Origin of the sequence: Roseibacterium elongatum DSM 19469 (assembly GCF_000590925.1) — a bacterium.
GTDB lineage: Bacteria > Pseudomonadota > Alphaproteobacteria > Rhodobacterales > Rhodobacteraceae > Roseibacterium > Roseibacterium elongatum.
Genome location: NZ_CP004372.1, coordinates 1,898,045 through 1,915,730, shown reverse-complemented (window position 1 = coordinate 1,915,730; position 17,686 = coordinate 1,898,045). Strand labels below are relative to the sequence as shown.

The 17,686-nt window shown below is 65.6% G+C and carries 17 protein-coding genes; 7 read left to right on the top strand and 10 right to left on the bottom strand.

Going from position 1 to position 17,686, the window contains the following annotated elements:
* The first annotated feature begins 84 nt into the window (after positions 1 to 84).
* Complete coding sequence (locus tag ROSELON_RS09385; RefSeq protein WP_025312152.1) at positions 85 to 1,209, top strand: beta-ketoacyl-ACP synthase III; 1,125 nt, start codon at positions 85 to 87, stop codon at positions 1,207 to 1,209.
* Positions 1,210 to 1,218: 9 nt separating this feature from the next.
* Here ROSELON_RS09385 and ROSELON_RS09380 read toward each other — a convergent pair whose 3' ends face one another.
* Positions 1,219 to 1,701 carry a hypothetical protein gene (locus ROSELON_RS09380; protein WP_025312151.1) on the bottom strand — a complete coding sequence of 161 codons (483 nt, stop codon included), beginning with the start codon at positions 1,699 to 1,701 and terminating at the stop codon, positions 1,219 to 1,221.
* Positions 1,702 to 1,794: 93 nt separating this feature from the next.
* Here ROSELON_RS09380 and ROSELON_RS09375 point away from each other — a divergent pair, with 93 nt between their 5' ends.
* Positions 1,795 to 2,385, top strand: coding sequence for a thymidine kinase (locus ROSELON_RS09375; protein ID WP_025312150.1), 591 nt, complete (start codon positions 1,795 to 1,797; stop codon positions 2,383 to 2,385).
* Positions 2,386 to 2,495: 110 nt separating this feature from the next.
* Here the strand turns inward: ROSELON_RS09375 and ROSELON_RS09370 are convergent, their stop codons facing one another.
* The 6 genes from ROSELON_RS09370 to ROSELON_RS09345 all read right to left on the bottom strand — a co-directional run bounded on the left by ROSELON_RS09370 (position 2,496) and on the right by ROSELON_RS09345 (position 6,476).
* Positions 2,496 to 3,446, bottom strand: coding sequence for a 2-hydroxyacid dehydrogenase (locus tag ROSELON_RS09370; RefSeq protein WP_025312149.1), 951 nt, complete (start codon positions 3,444 to 3,446; stop codon positions 2,496 to 2,498).
* Positions 3,446 to 3,787: a tRNA-binding protein gene (locus ROSELON_RS09365; RefSeq protein WP_025312148.1), complete on the bottom strand. Its 342-nt coding sequence runs from the start codon at positions 3,785 to 3,787 to the stop codon at positions 3,446 to 3,448. The genes ROSELON_RS09370 and ROSELON_RS09365 overlap by 1 nt, the downstream gene beginning before the upstream one ends.
* Positions 3,784 to 4,596, bottom strand: a complete 813-nt coding sequence (gene proC, locus ROSELON_RS09360; protein ID WP_025312147.1) for a pyrroline-5-carboxylate reductase — start codon at positions 4,594 to 4,596, stop codon at positions 3,784 to 3,786. The genes ROSELON_RS09365 and proC overlap by 4 nt, the downstream gene beginning before the upstream one ends.
* A 33-nt stretch (positions 4,597 to 4,629) precedes the next feature.
* On the bottom strand, positions 4,630 to 5,133 hold the full coding sequence (locus tag ROSELON_RS09355) for a type III secretion system chaperone family protein (RefSeq protein ID WP_025312146.1): 504 nt from the start codon (positions 5,131 to 5,133) through the stop codon (positions 4,630 to 4,632).
* Between the two features lie 265 nt (positions 5,134 to 5,398).
* The gene (locus ROSELON_RS17470; protein ID WP_025312145.1) at positions 5,399 to 6,079 is read right to left on the bottom strand and encodes a DUF2726 domain-containing protein; all 681 of its coding nucleotides are present in this window, start codon (positions 6,077 to 6,079) and stop codon (positions 5,399 to 5,401) included.
* A 151-nt stretch (positions 6,080 to 6,230) separates the two neighbouring features.
* Entirely contained in the window at positions 6,231 to 6,476 is a 246-nt protein-coding gene (locus ROSELON_RS09345) for an accessory factor UbiK family protein (protein ID WP_025312144.1), read from the bottom strand.
* 130 nt (positions 6,477 to 6,606) lie between these two features.
* Between ROSELON_RS09345 and lgt the strand changes: the two genes are divergently transcribed.
* Genes lgt through pgeF form a run of 3 tightly spaced genes read left to right on the top strand, consistent with a single transcriptional unit; the run spans position 6,607 to position 9,378 of the window.
* Positions 6,607 to 7,515, top strand: a complete 909-nt coding sequence (gene lgt, locus ROSELON_RS09340) for a prolipoprotein diacylglyceryl transferase (protein ID WP_025312143.1) — start codon at positions 6,607 to 6,609, stop codon at positions 7,513 to 7,515.
* Entirely contained in the window at positions 7,512 to 8,594 is a 1,083-nt protein-coding gene (locus ROSELON_RS09335) for a class I SAM-dependent methyltransferase (RefSeq protein ID WP_025312142.1), read from the top strand. The genes lgt and ROSELON_RS09335 overlap by 4 nt, the downstream gene beginning before the upstream one ends.
* 4 nt (positions 8,595 to 8,598) lie before the next feature.
* On the top strand, positions 8,599 to 9,378 hold the full coding sequence (gene pgeF / locus ROSELON_RS09330) for a peptidoglycan editing factor PgeF (protein ID WP_038651275.1): 780 nt from the start codon (positions 8,599 to 8,601) through the stop codon (positions 9,376 to 9,378).
* Positions 9,379 to 9,884: 506 nt separating this feature from the next.
* On the opposite strand, the gene ROSELON_RS17465 is transcribed toward pgeF, so the two are convergent.
* Positions 9,885 to 11,945, bottom strand: a complete 2,061-nt coding sequence (locus tag ROSELON_RS17465) for a tetratricopeptide repeat-containing sulfotransferase family protein (RefSeq protein ID WP_025312140.1) — start codon at positions 11,943 to 11,945, stop codon at positions 9,885 to 9,887.
* A gap of 3 nt (positions 11,946 to 11,948) precedes the next feature.
* On the bottom strand, positions 11,949 to 12,449 hold the full coding sequence (locus ROSELON_RS09320) for an Lrp/AsnC family transcriptional regulator (protein WP_025312139.1): 501 nt from the start codon (positions 12,447 to 12,449) through the stop codon (positions 11,949 to 11,951).
* Positions 12,450 to 12,700: 251 nt separating this feature from the next.
* Here ROSELON_RS09320 and trxB point away from each other — a divergent pair, with 251 nt between their 5' ends.
* Positions 12,701 to 13,717: a thioredoxin-disulfide reductase gene (gene trxB / locus ROSELON_RS09315; protein ID WP_025312138.1), complete on the top strand. Its 1,017-nt coding sequence runs from the start codon at positions 12,701 to 12,703 to the stop codon at positions 13,715 to 13,717.
* Between the two features lie 232 nt (positions 13,718 to 13,949).
* Positions 13,950 to 16,025: a bifunctional sulfate adenylyltransferase/adenylylsulfate kinase gene (locus ROSELON_RS09310; RefSeq protein WP_025312137.1), complete on the top strand. Its 2,076-nt coding sequence runs from the start codon at positions 13,950 to 13,952 to the stop codon at positions 16,023 to 16,025.
* 152 nt (positions 16,026 to 16,177) lie between these two features.
* Here the strand turns inward: ROSELON_RS09310 and ROSELON_RS09305 are convergent, their stop codons facing one another.
* Complete coding sequence (locus tag ROSELON_RS09305) at positions 16,178 to 17,644, bottom strand: MORN repeat-containing protein (protein ID WP_084613867.1); 1,467 nt, start codon at positions 17,642 to 17,644, stop codon at positions 16,178 to 16,180.
* Positions 17,645 to 17,686: the final 42 nt, after the last annotated feature.

Below are 17,686 nucleotides of genomic sequence, written 5' to 3'. Positions count from 1 at the left end.
AAACCGGCCCGCGTTCTGCATCCCGGCCCTTGACCTGCACGGTCCGCTGCGGTCCCTTGCCCGAACCACAAGGGACCCAGAGACATGCACCAGCCCGCCATCACCGGCTCAGGCGTGTTCACGCCATCGCAGGTCATCACCAATGATGAGCTTGTCGCCGCCTTCAACGCCTATGCCGCGCGCTGGAACGCCGAAAACGCCGAGGCCATCGCCGCGGGCGCGGTCGAGGCCAAACAACCGTCCTCGTCCGAGTTCATCCTGGCCGCGTCGGGGATCGAACAGCGCTACGTGCTTGACAAGACCGGCGTTCTCGACCCCGAGGTGATGCACCCGTGGCTGCGCGAACGCCGTGACGACGAACCGGGCCAGATGGCCGAGATGGCGCTGCCCGCGTGCCGCGATGCGCTGGACATGGCCGGTGTCGCGGCCCCCGAGGTCGATGCCGTGATCTGCGCCGCATCGAACCATGAACGCGCCTACCCGGCCATCGCCATCGAGATCCAGGATTTGTTGGGCACCGGCGGTTTCGGCTTTGACATGAACGTGGCGTGCTCGTCAGCGACCTTCGGTATCCAGGCCGCCGCCGACATGATCCGTGCAGGCAGCATCCGCCGCGCGCTGGTCGTCAACCCCGAGATCTGCTCGGCCCATCTGGAATGGCGCGACCGGGACTGTCACTTCATCTTCGGCGATGTCTGCACCGCCATCCTGATCGAGCGCGCGGATCTGGCCAAGGGGCCGCATTTCGCGATCCGCTCGACCCGCTGCGCGACGCAATTCTCGAACAATATCCGCAACAACGCCGGCTTTCTGCGCCGCACCCGCAAGGGGCACATGGATGACCGGCGCGACATGCAGTTCATGCAGAATGGCCGCAAGGTGTTCAAGGAGGTGCTGCCGCTTGTGGCGCAGCACATCGCGGATCACATGGAGGACGCGGGCGTTGGCGCGGACGAGTTGAACCGGCTGTGGCTGCACCAGGCGAACAAGACCATGAACGACTATATCGGAAAGAAGGTGTTGGGCCGCACGCCCCGGCCGGGCGAACAGCCCAACATCCTGCAAGACTATGCGAACACCTCGTCGGCGGGGTCCATCATTGCCTTTGCGACCCATTCGGACGACCTGAGCCCCGGGGATCTCGGGCTGATCTGTTCGTTCGGCGCGGGCTACTCGGTCGGGTCGGTGATCGTGGAACGGGTCGGCTGACCCGGCGCCTCATGGCGTCTGGCCGCGGCTTTCGGTTTCCAGCCGCAGCTTCATTTCGACCAGAACCTTTTGCAATTCGAGCGTTTCCGCCAACAGGCGCCGCGCCTCGTTGACCGAGATCACGCCATCCTCGATCGACTGGTGGTATTCGGCCATCAGGATGGCGAAGCGCTGGCTCAACTTGATGACATTCGCATTCACCCCCGCCTCGCCCTCGCCGCGCAGGGAATTGCGCCGATCCGAGCCATAGCTCATCTGACCGCCATTCAATTCGGCCAGGGCGGCGGTGACATGCGGAAAACTCGAGGCCGCCTCGAGCGCGGCCACCGCATCGACCGGCATGAAGCGTTCGGCATGTTCGTCCGCCTCGGAAAAGTAGCGCCCCAGCGTGGCCTTGGATCGCCCGGTCAAGTCGCAGGCAGCGGCATAGCCGACATCCTTGATCAACCGTTCCGTATGGCGCTTGAGATAGCCTTTGGCCGCGTCGCCCATGCCCTGCCCCCTGTCTCGATCCCGCGCACAAAACCGTGTTTGGGCGGCATGGTCAATCTTGCAGGCGGCGGGCCCCTGCGGCACAAGCCGGTCATGGCCAAGCTGTACTTTCACTACTCGACGATGAATGCAGGCAAATCCACCCTGCTTCTGCAAGCGTCCTACAACTACAACGAACGTGGCATGCAGACCTACCTGCTGACCGCGCGGTTCGATGACCGGGCCGGTGCCGGCAAAATCGGCAGCCGCATCGGCATCGAGGCCGAGGCCGACACCTACACCGCCGATGACGACCTGTTCGCGAAGATCGAGGTGCGGCTTTCGGCCGGACCTTGCGCCTGTGTCCTCATCGATGAGGCCCAGTGGATGACCCGTGCGCAAGTCTGGCAACTGGCCCGTGCGGTGGACGATCTGGGCGTGCCGGTGATGGCCTACGGGTTGCGCGTGGATTTCCGGGGCGAGTTGTTCCCCGGCTCGGCCGCGCTGTTGGCGCTGGCCGACGAAATGCGCGAGGTGCGCACGATCTGCCATTGCGGCAAGAAGGCCACGATGGTCATTCGGGTCGATGACAGCGGGGCGGCCCTGACCGAGGGCGACCAGATCGAGGTCGGCGGCAACGATCGCTATGTCGCCCTGTGTCGTCGCCATTTCCGCGAAGCCGTCGGGGACCGTCCGCCGCGCTGAAGGGTTGCGCCGCGCTGTGGCGCGGGCCTAGCGCCGCGCGCAAAGGGGGCTCTGCCCCCTCGGCCTGCGGCCTCACCCCCGGAGTTTTCTTGCCAAGATGAAGGGGCAGGTCAGGGCACCGGGTTCGGTGGCGCGCGCCCTTCGGAAACGGCGATGCAATTGGCCAGCGCCATGCGCCCCATCGCTTCGCGCACCTCCAAGGCCGCCGTGCCCAGATGCGGCAGAAGCGTGACCTGGTCCATGACGCGCAAGGCCTGCGGCACAGCGGGTTCGTGTTCGTAGACATCGAGCCCGGCACCGGCGATCTGACGGGTCTGCAAGGCATCGATCAGGGCCGTCTCGTCCACCACGTCGCCGCGCGAGATGTTGGCGAAGATCGCATCCGGCTGCATGGCCGCGAAAGCATCGGCCCCGATCAGGTGGTATGTCTCGGCCCCGCCGGGCGTGGCAAGCACGACGATATCCGCCTGTCCCAGCGCATCGGCCATGTCCCGTTGCTCGGCCGGGAAGTCGACCTGTTTCGCCGAGCGGTTCACATAGAGGATGCGGCATCCGAACCCGAAATGGCAGCGCCGCGCGATGGCCTGCCCGATACGGCCCATGCCGATCACGCAAACGGTTTTGCCAGTGACATGCAGGCCCAGCATCTGGGTCGGGTGCCAGCCCGTCCATTGGCCGGCGCGCACGAGACGCTCGCCCTCGCCCGCGCGGCGCGCGGTCATCAGGATCAGCGTCATGGCGATATCGGCGGTCGCATCGGTCACCGCCCCCGGCGTGTTGGTCACGGCCACACCCGCGGCGCGGGCGGCGGGAACGTCAATGTGGTTGTAGCCGACGCCGAAATTGGCCAGCAGTTTGCAGCGCGGCTGCCCGGCGGCATCAAACGCCTGGGCCGTGAACGCATCGCCAAGGGTTGGCACGATCAGGTCATAAGCCTCGAGCGCCGCCACGCAGTCGCCGTGATCCATCGGCAGGGTCGTCGCTCGGCAGGTGACGTGAAAACACGCCTCGGCCTCGGACATGACGCTGTCGGGCAGGCGGCGGGACATCAGCAGGTTCATCAGCACAGCCTCGCGCCATTGGGGATATCCTTGTCCGATGTGGCAAGGACAACCGCGTCGTTATCATCGTGAAAGCCGAGGACCAGCGCCTCGGACATGAAGGGGCCGATCTGACGCGGGGGAAAATTCACCACGCCCATCACCCTTTTGCCGACCAGATCCTCGGGCGTGTAATGGGCCGTGATCTGGGCCGAGCTTTTCTTGACCCCGATCTCGGGGCCGTAATCGACCCAAAGCTTGATCGCGGGCTTGCGCGCCTCGGGGAAGGGTTCGGCGCGGGTCACGGTGCCGACACGGATATCGACCTTGAGAAAGTCGTCGAAACCGATCTCGTCGCTCATCCCTTCAACTCCCGGCTGCGGGCCGCGGCGGCAGCCACCGTGGCGCGCATCAGCGGCATCAGCCCGCCCTTTTCTTTCATAAGAACCTCCAGCCCTGCCTGTGTGGTGCCGTTGGGCGAGGTCACGTTGATGCGCAACTGTTCGGGCGTTTCCGCGGCGGTTTCGGCCAGCGCCCCGGCCCCGGCCACCGTCGCCTTGGCCAGGTGCATCGCCAGATCGGGGGCAAGCCCCTCGGCCACGCCGGCGGCGGCCAGCGCATCGATCATGTAGAAGACATAGGCCGGCCCGGACCCGGACACGCCGGTGACCGCGTCGATCTGATCTTCGGTCTGAAGGCGTACGACCTGCCCGATGGCCGAAAGCAGGGCCTCGGCCGTGTCGAGATCGGCCGCACCGGCCTGCTCATTACCGATGATCGCGGTGATCCCCTTGCCCACGGCGGCCGGCGTGTTGGGCATCGCGCGGACGATACGGGTGCCCGCACCCAAAGCCGCCTCGAAAGCCGAGATCGGCGTGCCGGCGGCGACAGAGATGAACAGGGTCGCGCCGCCACCGTAAGACGCCATGCGCGGCAGCGCCTCGCCCATCATCTGCGGCTTCACCGCCACCAGGGCGACGGCCGGGGTTTGCGGAAGGTCGGCATTGATCGACACGTCCGTGGATCGCAGCCAGTCGGACGGGTTGGGGTCGGTCACATGCACGGCCGAGGGCGACAGCCCCCCCTTGAGCCAGCCGGCCAACATGGCCGATCCCATCTTGCCGCAGCCCAGCATCACAAGGCCACGGCGCTCGATCTCGGTAAATGACATGCCTACTCCCTCGGGCGATTTGCCCGCGGCAGGTTAGGCGCGGCCATAGCCCTCTGCAATGGCGACCTGCATCGCCTCGTCGGGGCTGCGATCCGACCACAGCGCCAGCTGGAAGGCGGGGTAGTACCGTTCGGCCGACAGCACCGCGGTTTCCACCATACACGCGATCTGGTCGGGGCTGGCCAACTGATCGCCCGCCAGTACCAACCCGTAGCGATAGACCATCAGCTTCTGCGCCGCCCACCAGGTGAACGCGCCCGCCCAGCAACGGTCATTGACGAGGTTGAGGGTCTCGTAGAGCTTGCCGCGCGCCTCTTCGGGCGGGTCCATGTCGAAGGTGCAGATCATGCGCAGCGTTTCGTCATAGGACGACCACGCCAATGTGACGGAATAGGTCCGCCACTGGCCCTCGATGGCCATGGCAATCTGGTCATCGGCGACACGATCGAAATCCCATTCGTGATGCGCCGCCAGCGTTTCGACGATGTCGATGGGGTGCAGATCTTCGATGTCCAGATATTGCTCGGATAGCGACATTGCCCAGGCCTCTCGATTTGGCAGCCGGCGCGGGGCCTTGGTTGTCGTCCCAAGACTCCCACTATTGGCTGGGTGTCTTCTCTAGGGGTCGCCGGGCCAGTCCCGGCCCCTACGAAATATGGTGCGTTGGCTTGGAACGTCTGTAAAGAAGATTTTTTGTAACCGATAGGGGCAAGCCCGCCAGTTATCGGCTTACCCACAAGATATTGCGCGGGGCGTGGCCGCCATCGCTAGGGGAACCCCAACTCTGCCATCCCGCCCGGCGTTACAGGTCGGCCTGCCAGTTGGGCGGGCGAAACAACGCGTTGATTTCGGCCAATTGCGCCTCGTTCAGGCCACTGGCCATGACCTCCATGAAGCCGCTCCCGGCCGCGTGGCACATCATGCGCTTGATGGCATCGCGCTTTTCGGCGTCGCGCCGCAGCTTGCGCGCCCCGTCCGGGCCATAATGCCCCGCACCCTGATACTCGATCACCAGAACGGGGTTCCAGGATGGATCGACAATCAGGAAGTCGACCCGTTTCGCGTTGATCCTGTTGAAATCGGATGTCCACGCCCCGTAGCTGCGCCCCTTGCGCCGGATCGCGAGGAACTCGCCCATCGACACCTGCGCCAACAGGACGTGGCCCATGATGTTGCGCTCGACCAGATGCTCGAGTTGGGCAAAGACCCGCTCCTCCGAGCGGTTCAGAACGGGGCGCTGGGATACAGGCGGGATGCCCCTCCCCTCAGACGGCTTTGCAGATGCAGGCACCCTGCGCGCGCCTGATTTCGGCACCGGCGTCTTGCGTGCGTGCCCGATGCGCCATGCGGCGATGTCGGCACGCCGCCCGGTCCGTTTGCCGTGCGCGCGCAATCGCCGTTTCGGCACGACCAGCGCCACGACAAGGGCGGCGCCGGACACGGCCAGGGGAATCGCGATGTGAAGGTCGGACAGATCCAGCATACGGCACTCGGGGCTGGGAAATACCCGCCGAGCCCTAGCGTCCCCTTATGGCACAAACCGGGCGCAATCGGGGAAAGACGAAGGGCACGCAGCCGCCCATGAAAAAGGGGGCTCGAGGCCCCCCTGTCGCGTAGCGTGTGTGGGCTGCCGCTCAGCCCTTGCCGCCTTCCAGCGCCTCGAGACGGGCCTTGAGCGCCTCGTTCTCCTCGCGTGCCTTCTGTGCCATGGCCCGGACGGCCTCGAATTCATCGCGTGTGACGAAATCGCGATCGGCCAGCCAACGGTCCATCATGGATTTCATGGCCGTCTCGGCCTCGGCCTTGGCGCCCTGTGCGACACCCATGGCATTGGTCATCAACTGGCTGACATCTTCCATGATCTTGTTGCGGGTCTGCATCACATTCTCCGTTACAGCTTGGGGCAGATATGGCCCCGATACCGGCCGCGATCAAGGTTGACTTCGCCGCAGGGCCCGGCCACCCCTTGCATCCGACGCCATCACCCGGCCCCGATCAGACGGAGACGCCATGCCCTTCGCGATCCTCTTCCCCGAGATTTCACCCGAGATCTTCACCATCACGATCGGCAGTTTCACCTTTGCCCTGCGCTGGTATGCTTTGGCCTATATCGTGGGCTTCGCAGCCGGCTGGTGGATCATCCTGCAGGCGGTCAAGCGCCACGCACTCTGGCCGGGGGATACGGCCCCGATGCGACCCGACCAGGTCGAGGGGTTGCTGACGTCGGTTGTTCTCGGCGTGATCCTTGGGGGCCGGTTCGGCTATGTCCTGTTCTACCAACCGGACGGTTACCTATCGGACCCGCTGGCCATTCTTCGCATCTGGGAGGGGGGCATGTCCTTCCACGGCGGGCTGATCGGCGTGACGCTGTCAGCGTGGATTTGGTGCCGCCGCCACGGCATCCCACCGCTCCAGGTGGCCGATGCGATGGCGATGGTGGTCGGCATCGGCCTGTTCCTTGGGCGCGTCGCAAATTTCATCAATGCCGAGTTGTGGGGCCGGCCCAGCGATGTGCCCTGGGCCGTCGTGTTTCCGGGCCGGGCGGCGCAGGATTGTCTGACGCCGGTGGGCATGGTCCAGACCGAGTGGGGGCTGGCCTGTGCGCGCCACCCCTCGCAGCTTTACGAGGCTGTGCTTGAAGGTCTGGTGATGGGCGCCATCCTGTTGTGGCTGGCCTGGCGCCGCGGCTGGCTGAAACGGCCCGGCGCGCTGACGGGCCTGTTCTTCGTGCTCTACGGGCTGTCGCGCTTCGCGGTCGAGTTCGTCCGCCAGCCGGACGCGCAATTCGCCGGCCCCGGCAATCCCTTGGGCTATGCGCTGCAATTCGGCCCTGCGATGGGCCTGACGATGGGCCAGCTTCTGACCATCCCGATGATCCTGGCGGGCCTGTGGCTGATCCGGCGCAGGCCCGCAGCATGAGCGCACTGAAACACCGCCTGATCTCCCGCATCGCCCGGACCGGCCCGATGACGGTCGCGGACTACATGACCGAGTGCCTGCTTCATCCCGAACACGGCTACTATACCACGCAGCATCCTTTGGGCCGCGAGGGCGATTTCATCACCGCCCCCGAGATCAGCCAGATGTTCGGCGAATTGCTGGGGCTGTGGCTGGCGCAGGTCTGGATGGATCAGGGGGCGCCGGCCCCCTTTACCCTGGCCGAGTTGGGTCCGGGCCGTGGCACCTTGATGTCGGATGTGCTGCGCGCCACGCGCGGGGTGCCGGGCTTTCACGACGCCCTGAGCCTGCACCTTGTCGAAGCGTCGCCGACCCTGCGTGCAACCCAGGCCGAAACGCTGACCGGGTATCGCCCGACCTGGCACGACACGTTGGAAACCGTGCCCGAGGGGCCGCTCTTCCTGCTGGCCAACGAGTTTTTCGACGCGCTGCCGATCCGGCAGTTCCAGCGCGGGCGCGCCGATGGCTGGCACGAACGCATGGTCGGCGCGGCGCAGGACAGGCTGATCTGGGGCCTTGCGCCCCCCGTCCCGGTGGCGATGCTGGCCGACCGGCTTGCCACAGTCACCGAAGGGCAGATCGTCGAGACCTGCGCCCCCGCCACGGCCATCGCCGGCGAGATCGGGCGACGCCTGTGCGCGGGGGGCGGCGTGGCGCTGATCGTCGATTATGGCGAGTGGGACAGCATCGGCGACACCTTTCAGGCGGTCGCGGGCCATGCCCCTACCGACCCCCTCGACAGCCCTGGCATGGCCGATCTGACCGCCCATGTCGCGTTTGCCCCGATCGCCGCGGCGGCGTGCCCCGCAATGGCCTCGGCCCTGACGCCGCAGGGCGTGTTTCTGGAACGGCTCGGCATAACCGCGCGGGCCCAGGCGCTGGCCGCCGGGCGGCCCGGCCCGGAGCGCGAGGCCATCGTAACCGCACACAGGCGGTTGACGCATCACGAAGAAATGGGAAACCTCTTTCGGATGCTCGCCCTCACACCGCCCGATGCGCCCCCGCCGCCCGGCCTTGCCCGACAACAAGACACTGTCTGACCCCATGGTTGCTTCGACACCGCAGCTCGAAATCCTGACATCGCCCCTGCTCGACGGGGTCCACCACGCCTTTTTCACCCGGCGCGGCGGGGCGAGTTCGGGCATTTTCGAAGGCTTGAACTGCGGCGGCGGTTCGTCGGATCAGGCAGAGATCGTCGAGATGAACCGCAAGCGTGCCGCCCATGCCATGGATGTAGCGCCCGAACGGCTTGTAACGGTTCATCAGGTGCATTCGGCCCAGGCGGTGACCCTTGCGACACCGCCCGACGCGGCCGCGGACCGTCCGCGCGCCGATGCCATCGTCACCGCGACGCCCGGACTCGCCGTTGCGATCCTGACCGCCGATTGCCAGCCGGTGCTTTTTGCGGATCGCACGGCGGGCGTGGTGGCCGCCGCCCATGCCGGCTGGCGCGGCACGCTGGACGGTGTGCTGGACGCCACGATCGACCGAATGGAGGCCCTTGGCGCGACGCGCGCTTCGATCCGCGCCGTCATCGGCCCCTCGATCAGCCAACGCGCCTACGAGGTCGGACAGGAATTCCTGGAAAGGTTCCTTGACGACGATCCCGCCAATGGCCGCTTTTTCATCAATTCGGCCGATGGCAAGTACCTGTTCGATCTGCCCGGCTACGGTTTGCAGCGTCTGCGCGCGGCCGGGGTGGCGGCGGCCGAATGGACGCGCCACTGCACCTATTCCGATCAGGACCGGTTCTTTTCCTATCGCCGCGCAACCCATCGCGGCGAGGCGGACTATGGCCGGCTGCTGTCGGCGATTCGTCTCTGACGACACGGCGCTGCCCCGTCGCCATGTGACAGGGTAGCAATCTGGGCGCGATCAGGGCAGAGGCCGCCCCATCGGTGCCGCAAAGACCGGTCGCATTTTCAGAAAACCCAAATGAAAAAGGCCGCATCGTCCCCGATCAGCGCCCAAATCCTGCCCCGATTTTTTACCGCCGATTAGCGATTTCGCCCCAAGACTGCCGGAAAGCCGGGTCACATTGGTCTCAAGCCCGGAAAGGGCATGACCAAACGAACATAGCGAAAAATCGCGGCACGAAAGGAACAGGCAGATGAAAACCCGGCGTTGGATGAAAACGGTCCTGAACGAAGCCAAAAAGGCAGAAGACGTGAAGATGCCTTGGCACCGCGCGGCGCGCCCGAAGCGCGGCATCGCGGCCAAGCCGGCCGGCCTGAAGGCCACGGGCTGACCACACCCATTGCGAACGCTTGCGCAGGGCGGCCAGAACGGCCGCCTTTTGCGTTTTGTCGGCATGATCGCGGAGACCGGCGTCAGTCGGTCGGGAACAGACTGACCTCGGTTTCCAGGGCGCTCAGCAAAGGGGCCAGGGCCGTTTCGTAATGGCGCCACCCTGCGACGGCATCGCGCCCGATGGGCTGCCGGGCGGTGGCAAAGCTGAGCGTGCTGATGGCACGATCGGCGGTTTCGGGCGACAGGCAGGCCCCCTCCCACTCAAGACCGGCAAAAGCGATCAGCGCCCGGATCTGCGACTCGGGCCGGGCCGTCAGCTCCTCGTAATCGAGGACATGCACCCGCTCGGGCAACGCCTCGGACCAGAAGCGCACCAGGGCATCGTGCAAGCGGATGTATCGGCCCATCTGCGCGAGGTCATAGGCATACCGATGCTGCCCCTCGGCAAAGAGATTGCGCCAGAGCGACAGCCCGACATCGCGCGGATCGCGGCGCAACACGATGAACCTGGCGCCAGGCAGGGCCATGGCGGCGTGCCCGATCCGCGAAAAGGTCGAAATGGCCTTGTCGGCGATAATGTCTGCCGCGCCGCTGCGGCGACGGGCGGCGGCAAGGTAGCGTGCGCCGGCCTCGGCGAAATCCGTGGCGCCACCCGATCCGCTGCGCAAGGCGTCGATCGCCGGGGCCAGGGCCCGGTAGAGGAAGGGCAACTCGCCGGCCGGGGTGACGCGGGAATGGGCCGCGAGGATCGTCTCGGCCAGGGTCGTGCCCGACCGCGGCAGGCCGGTCACGAACAGGACGGGATCGTCCGGCCCCTCCGGCGTCAGGCCCTGCAATGTCGCGCGCCATTCGGACACCAGCAGCCGGGCCTCGGCCAGATCGGCCTCGAATCCGTAGGGAAAGGCCGAAGCCATCAGGCGATTGGCGCGCGCAAGGTGATCTGCGGCCTCGTCGTAGCGGCGCAGATCGTGCATCGCCTTGGCCGCCGCAAACCCGAGCGTCCGGCGCGCACGGGCATCCAGCGACGGACGGCCCAACTGCGCCTCCATCCGGGACAGGACCGGATCGTCGCCCTCGATCCTGCGCCCATTGGCATAGGCGCGATAGGCCTCGGCATAGGATGGGTCGGCCGCCAGCGCGGCGGCGAGGTCCGTCTCCGCCCCGGCAAGGTCGCCACACGTCTGGCGCAACTGGGCCCGTTGCGTCAACAGGCCCGGCTCGGCGGGCTCGCGCGCGAGCAATGCGTCGAGCAGCGCACGCGCCGCGGCGCCTTCGCCCGCTGTCTCGAGGTCCTGGGCCAGCCGCGCGGTCAAGGATCGCCGCGCGCCCCCTGCCTTGATCGCCGTCTCCAGGGCGCGCCTAGCCTCATCGGGGCGGCGCAACTCTGCCAGTACGCTGGCCAGTTCCATCTGCAGGTCCACATCCCGGGGCTGCGCGCCAGCCGCCTTGACCAGCAGTTTGGCCGCCGCGTCGGCGCGGCAGGTATCGCGCAGCAAACGCGCAAGGGGCCGGGCCATGGAATGGCCTGCGGCCATGGCCTCGTGCATCAACGCCTCGGCGCGGCGGGGCTGGCCGACGCGGGCCAGCGCGCGCGCCAGATCCCCCTTGTAGACCGAATTGGCCGGGTCCCGCGCCAACGCGGCTTCGAGCGGTTTGATCGCGGCGGCCCAATGGCCGCGCGCCATCCGTGCCACCCCAAGGGCATGCGGCGGGGCCGCGGCCAGCGGTGCGGCCTTGGCCAGGGCGAGGGCGCGTTTCTCGGCCACCTCCGCCTGCCCCTGCGCGATCTGTTTCAGGATCGGCTGCACCTCGGCGGGCAGGCCCAAGGGCACGCGGGCCTTCAACGCCTCGCGCGCCAGTTTCTGGCGGGCCGGCCCCTCGAGAACACCATGCAGGGCCTGCCAGATGGCGGCCTCTGTCGGTTTCGCTTTCAGGGCCTTGCGCAGATAGCCTTCGGATTTCGCGGCGTCACCCAGTTGTGCTTCGATCCGCCCAAGCTGAAACAGTACCTCGGCCTGCCCCGGCACGACCAGCAGGACGCGTTCATAAATGCCGCGCGCCTCGGTCAATTGCCCGGCCTGCTGCAGCTTGAGCGCCTGTTGGTACAGCGCCGGCACTTGCGACTTGTTGGGTGGCAGCATGGCTCAGGCCGAACGGCTCAGCCGATCCTCCATCACGTCGAAGGGCACGCCGGGCGTGTCCTTGGCCGCGCGAATCACAAGCGAGGTACGCACGCTGGCCACGTTCGGCGCCGCGGTCAACTCGCCGGTCAGAAAACTCTGGAAGGTGGACAGATCGGGCGCCACGCATTTGAGAATGAAATCGATCTCGCCATTGAGCATGTGACATTCCCGCACCAGCGGCCAGTCATTGCACTGCTCTTCGAAGGCGACGAGGTCCGTTTCGGCCTGGCTGTTCAGGCCGACCATGGCGAACACCTGGACCTCGAACCCCAGCTGACGCGGATCGACATCCGCATGATAGCCCCGGATGAACCCCGCCTCTTCCAGGGTGCGTACACGGCGCAGGCAGGGCGGGGCCGATATGCCGACCCGCTTGGCCAGTTCGACATTGGTCATGCGACCATCCTGCTGCAGTTCGGCCAGGATCTTTCGGTCGATCGGATCAAGCTTTGTGCTGGGCATGTCTGGCCTCTCCGTCGGGTGCCCAATTTCGTTTCTGACGAGATGATGAGCGCTTGCGCAATATTATTTCACGCTTGCGCAACATATGGAATACACTTGTCCAAGATGCAAGCCGCAAGACCGTCGCCTCTTGCGCGATTTCGGGGGCCTTTAACTGCGGCGGACACCTGTCTATATCGGCGGGGTCCGTGAGGCCGCCAATGACGTAGCCAAATCATCCCATGACGACAAGCCCCGGGGGGTTCCAGCACATGTCCGACACTCGCCATACCCGCGTTCTGATCATCGGCTCAGGCCCGGCCGGCTATACCGCCGGCGTTTACGCAAGCCGCGCCATGTTGGAGCCGATTCTGGTGCAGGGCATCCAGCCCGGCGGCCAGTTGACCATCACCACCGAGGTCGAGAACTGGCCCGGCGACACCGAGGTGCAGGGCCCCAACCTGATGGTTCGCATGGAAGAGCATGCCCGCGCCATGGGCACCGAGATCATCTCGGACCACATCACCGATCTCGATCTGTCCAGGCGGCCCTTCACCGCCACCGGCGACAGCGGCACCACCTACACCGCCGATGCCGTGATTCTGGCCACGGGCGCGCAGGCGAAATGGCTGGGCCTGCCGTCGGAGGAGCACTTCAAGGGCTTCGGCGTGTCGGCCTGCGCCACCTGCGACGGGTTTTTCTATCGCGGGAAGGAGGTTGTGGTGATCGGTGGCGGCAACACCGCCGTGGAAGAGGCGCTTTTCCTGACCAATTTCGCCTCGAAAGTGACGCTGATCCATCGCCGCGACGAGTTGCGGGCCGAAAAGATCCTGCAGAACCGCCTGATGAAGAATCCCAAGGTCGAGATGCTGTGGAATCACACGGTCGAAGAGGTTGTCGGCAGCGACAATCCCCGCGGCGTCGAAGGCGTGCGCGCCCGCAATGTTCAGACCGGCGAGATCACCGAGGTGCCCTGCGACGGGTTTTTCGTGGCCATCGGCCACGCCCCGGCGACCGAATTGGTCAAGGACCAGCTCGAGTTGCACAATGGCGGCTACGTCAAGGTCGAGCCGGGCACGACCCGCACCTCGATTGCCGGTGTTTTCGCAGCGGGCGACCTGACCGATCACGTCTATCGCCAGGCCGTGACCAGTGCGGGCATGGGCTGCATGGCGGCGCTTGATGCCGAAAAATGGCTTGCAGAACAAGATGGTGAGACCACGACCGCGGCCGGTGCCTATGCCGCCGTCACCGATCGAGCCGAGGGCGAGGTCGGCGCCGCCGAGTAAGCCGCCGCCCGACCCGTGCCCGGTTCGGGCGCGGCGGGACCAGACCCTGTTTGCATTGCGCCCCGCATCGCACAAACCGTGCTGCGGGGCGTTTTCGTGCCGTTGTCGCGTCGGCCGCTCGGATCATGCCCAGTGCGCGAGATCTGCCCTTTTCAGCCAAAAGTTGAAATTCGCTCTTTTCTGCGGATGCGAGATGTGACATGTGTTCAGCATTGAACACACATGGCCCACGATGTCCGCAACCACGCCCCAACCCCATTTGCCGGAAGACGATCAGCTCTTCCGCCTTCTGCGCCAGCTCGATACGGCGCCGGACGCGTCGCAGCGCGCGACGGCGCAGGCGTTGGGAATCAGCCTCGGGCGGCTCAACGCCCAATTGCGGGCCGTTGCCGAGGCGGGATTGGTCAGGATCACCGACCGTCCCGGCCCCGACAAACGACAGCGCTATGCCTATGCGCTGACCTCGCGCGGGGCGGCGGAAAAGGCCCGCCTCACCGATCGCTTTCTTGCCCGCAAGCTTGCCGAATACGACGCGCTCCATGCCGAACTGACCGGCAGCGGCAGCGGATTTCTTTCCTCCAAACCCAGGATTCAAGTCATGCAGAACCATCACGCCCCGATTCAGGAACTCTACGTATCGCCTGACAGCGCCCAGAAACTGAAACGCGAGGCCGCCGATTTGCCCTCGTGGGATCTGACGCCGCGCCAGATCTGCGATCTCGAGCTTTTGATGAATGGCGGCTTCAACCCGCTTAAGGGCTTTCTTGGCAAAGACGATTACGAAGGCGTTGTCGAGAACATGCGCCTGGCCGACGGCACCCTGTGGCCCATGCCGATCACGCTGGACATCTCGGACGACTTTGCCGCGACGGTCGAAGAAGGTCAGGACATCGCCCTGCGCGATCAGGAAGGCGTGATCCTGGCCATTCTGTCGATCAGCGACAAATGGATCCCGAACAAGGCACGCGAAGCCGAAAAGGTCTATGGCGCCGATGACATCGCGCATCCGGCCGTGAACTACCTGCACAACACCGCCGGGTCGGTGTATCTGGGTGGCGCGATCACCGGCATCCAGCCCCCGATCCATTATGATTTCCGCGCCCGCCGCGACACGCCGAACGAATTGCGCGCCTATTTCCGCAAGCTGGGCTGGCGCAAGGTCGTGGCCTTTCAGACGCGCAACCCGCTGCACCGCGCGCACCAGGAACTGACCTTCCGCGCCGCGAAAGAGGCGCAGGCCAACCTGCTGATCCATCCGGTCGTCGGCCTGACCAAGCCGGGCGATGTGGATCACTTCACCCGCGTGCGCTGCTACGAGGCGGTGCTCGACCAATACCCGGCCGCCACCACCACCATGTCGCTGCTGAACCTGGCCATGCGCATGGCCGGCCCGCGCGAGGCTGTCTGGCACGGCATCATCCGCAAGAATCACGGCTGCACTCACATGATCGTCGGGCGCGACCATGCCGGCCCCGGCAAGAACAGCGCCGGCGAGGATTTCTATGGCCCCTATGATGCGCAGGACCTGTTCCGCCAGCATCAAGAGGAAATCGGCATCGAAATGGTCGATTTCAAACACATGGTCTATGTGCAGGAGCGCGCCCAGTACGAACCCGCCGACGAGATCGAGGATCGCGACAATGTCACGATCCTGAACATCTCGGGCACGGAACTGCGCCGCCGTCTGCGCGAAGGTCTCGAGATCCCCGAATGGTTTTCGTTCCCCGACGTCGTCAAGGAACTGCGCCGCACCTCGCCGCCGCGCTCGAAGCAGGGCTTCACCGTGTTCTTCACCGGGCTCTCCGGGTCGGGCAAGTCGACCATCGCCAATGCGATCATGGTCAAGCTGATGGAAATGGGCGGCCGCCCGGTCACGTTGCTGGACGGGGACGTGGTGCGCAAACACCTGTCGTCGGAGCTTGGCTTCTCGAAGGAACACCGCGACATCAACATCCGCCGCATCGGCTATGTCGCCTCGGAGATCACCAAGAATGGCGGCATCGCGATCTGTGCGCCCATCGCGCCCTATACCGCGACCCGCCGCGCGGTGCGCGAAATGATCGAGGCCTACGGCGCCTTCGTCGAGGTGCATGTGGCCACCAGCCTTGAAGAATGCGAACGCCGCGACCGCAAGGGCCTCTACCAGCTGGCGCGCGAGGGCAAGATCAAGGAATTCACCGGGATCTCGGACCCCTATGAGGCCCCCGAGGCCGCCGAACTGGTCGTCGATACCGAAGGCATGGATGTCGACTACTGCGCCCAGCAGGTCCTGCTGAAGCTGGAAAGCATGGGCCTGGTGGCCGGCTGATCCGGCAGATCGCCAAACCGATCATGATGGTGGCGCCCCGTGGCGCCATCATCGAAAACGCCGCAAGGGTCCGGTGACCCCTGCGGCGTTTTTCGTTGGCCCGCGCGATCAGGCACAAGGGGCCGGATGCTGGCGGGCAACCCTGGGCTTGGTTATTCCGTCTCCGGCGCGGTTTCGGTCGTATCCGGTTGGACGGCCGGCGTCGGGGCCGTGTCCGCCTCTTCGCCGGACAAAAGGCCGTTTTCCCAATCGCCCTCGATCACCTCGCCCGAGGCGTAACGCATCGTACCCGCGCCCTGGCGCCGGCCATTCACGAACATGCCCTCGTAGACATCACCGTTTGCATAGGTGGCCGTGCCCATGCCGTTGATCTCGCCGCCCTGCCATTCGCCGACATAGGTGAACCCATCGGGCATGGTCAGGGTGCCCTGCCCTTCGCGTTGACCGGCCACGAATTGCCCATCGTAAACCGTGCCGTCCGCATAGGTGGCCACCCCCTGCCCGTGGCGCAGGCCGTCCTCCCACGCCCCTTCATAGCGGTAGCCGTCGGGATGGCTCATGACCCCCTGCCCATGCTGGCGGGCATTGACGAACTCGCCCTCGTAGACCAGCCCGTTGGCATAGCTGGCCGTGCCAGTGCCCTGGATCACGCCATCGACCCATTCCCCTTGGTAGGAGGACCCATCGGGATAGCTGATCGCGCCGGTGCCATGGGCGAGGTCATTGCGGAATTGACCCCCATAAACCGAGCCGTCGGGATAGGTCACTTGACCCGTGCCCGAAATGCGCCCTTCGCGCCATTGGCCCTGATAAACATATCCATCGGCCCCGGTGAAGGTGCCCTGGCCGTGGCGGCGATCGTCGGCGAACTCCCCCTCGTAGATGTCGCCATTGGCATAGGTCACGCGCCCCTCGCCCTGACGCTGCCCGTTGACGAGGGTTCCGGTATAGACATCGCCGTTGGGTTGCGTCAGCGTGCCGTCGCCATTGATCTGCCCCTCTGCCCACGCGCCTTCGTACACGACGCCATCGGCCATCTCGAGGCGTCCGGTGCCCGATCGCTGACCGGCTACGAACTGGCCGGAATAGACCGCACCATCGGGATAGGTGATCGTGCCCTGCCCGTCTTTCAGCCCGTTCGACCACTGCCCCTCGTAGCGATAGCCGTTCGGCCCCGTCATGACCCCCTGGCCATGATGCAGAGCGTTCTGGAACTCGCCCGTGTAAGCGACGCCATTGGAATAATTGGCCGTGCCTGTGCCTTCGATCCGCCCGTCGACCCATTCGCCCTCGTAGGTCGACCCGTCGGCGAATGTGATCGTGCCGGTGCCATTGGGACGACCTGCCAGGAACGCGCCCTCGTAGACGGACCCATCGGGAAAGCGGGCAACGCCCTGACCGCGGATTTCGCCATCCACCCATTCGCCGGTGTATTCATACCCGTTGGGCAAGCGGTAGGTGCCGGTGCCATGCTGCACGCCGTTGCGGAACTCGCCCTCGTAAATGCCGCCATTGTCGTATTGCTGGATATCGACAGTATCCTGCGCCAGCGCACCCGTCGCCGCCAACGCAACGCCAAGACCGGCCGCAGCCCCCTTGGCCCAAATCCCGCTTTGCACCTTGTGTGCCCCCCTGTGTCGGAGCCGGTTTCCCTTTTCGCT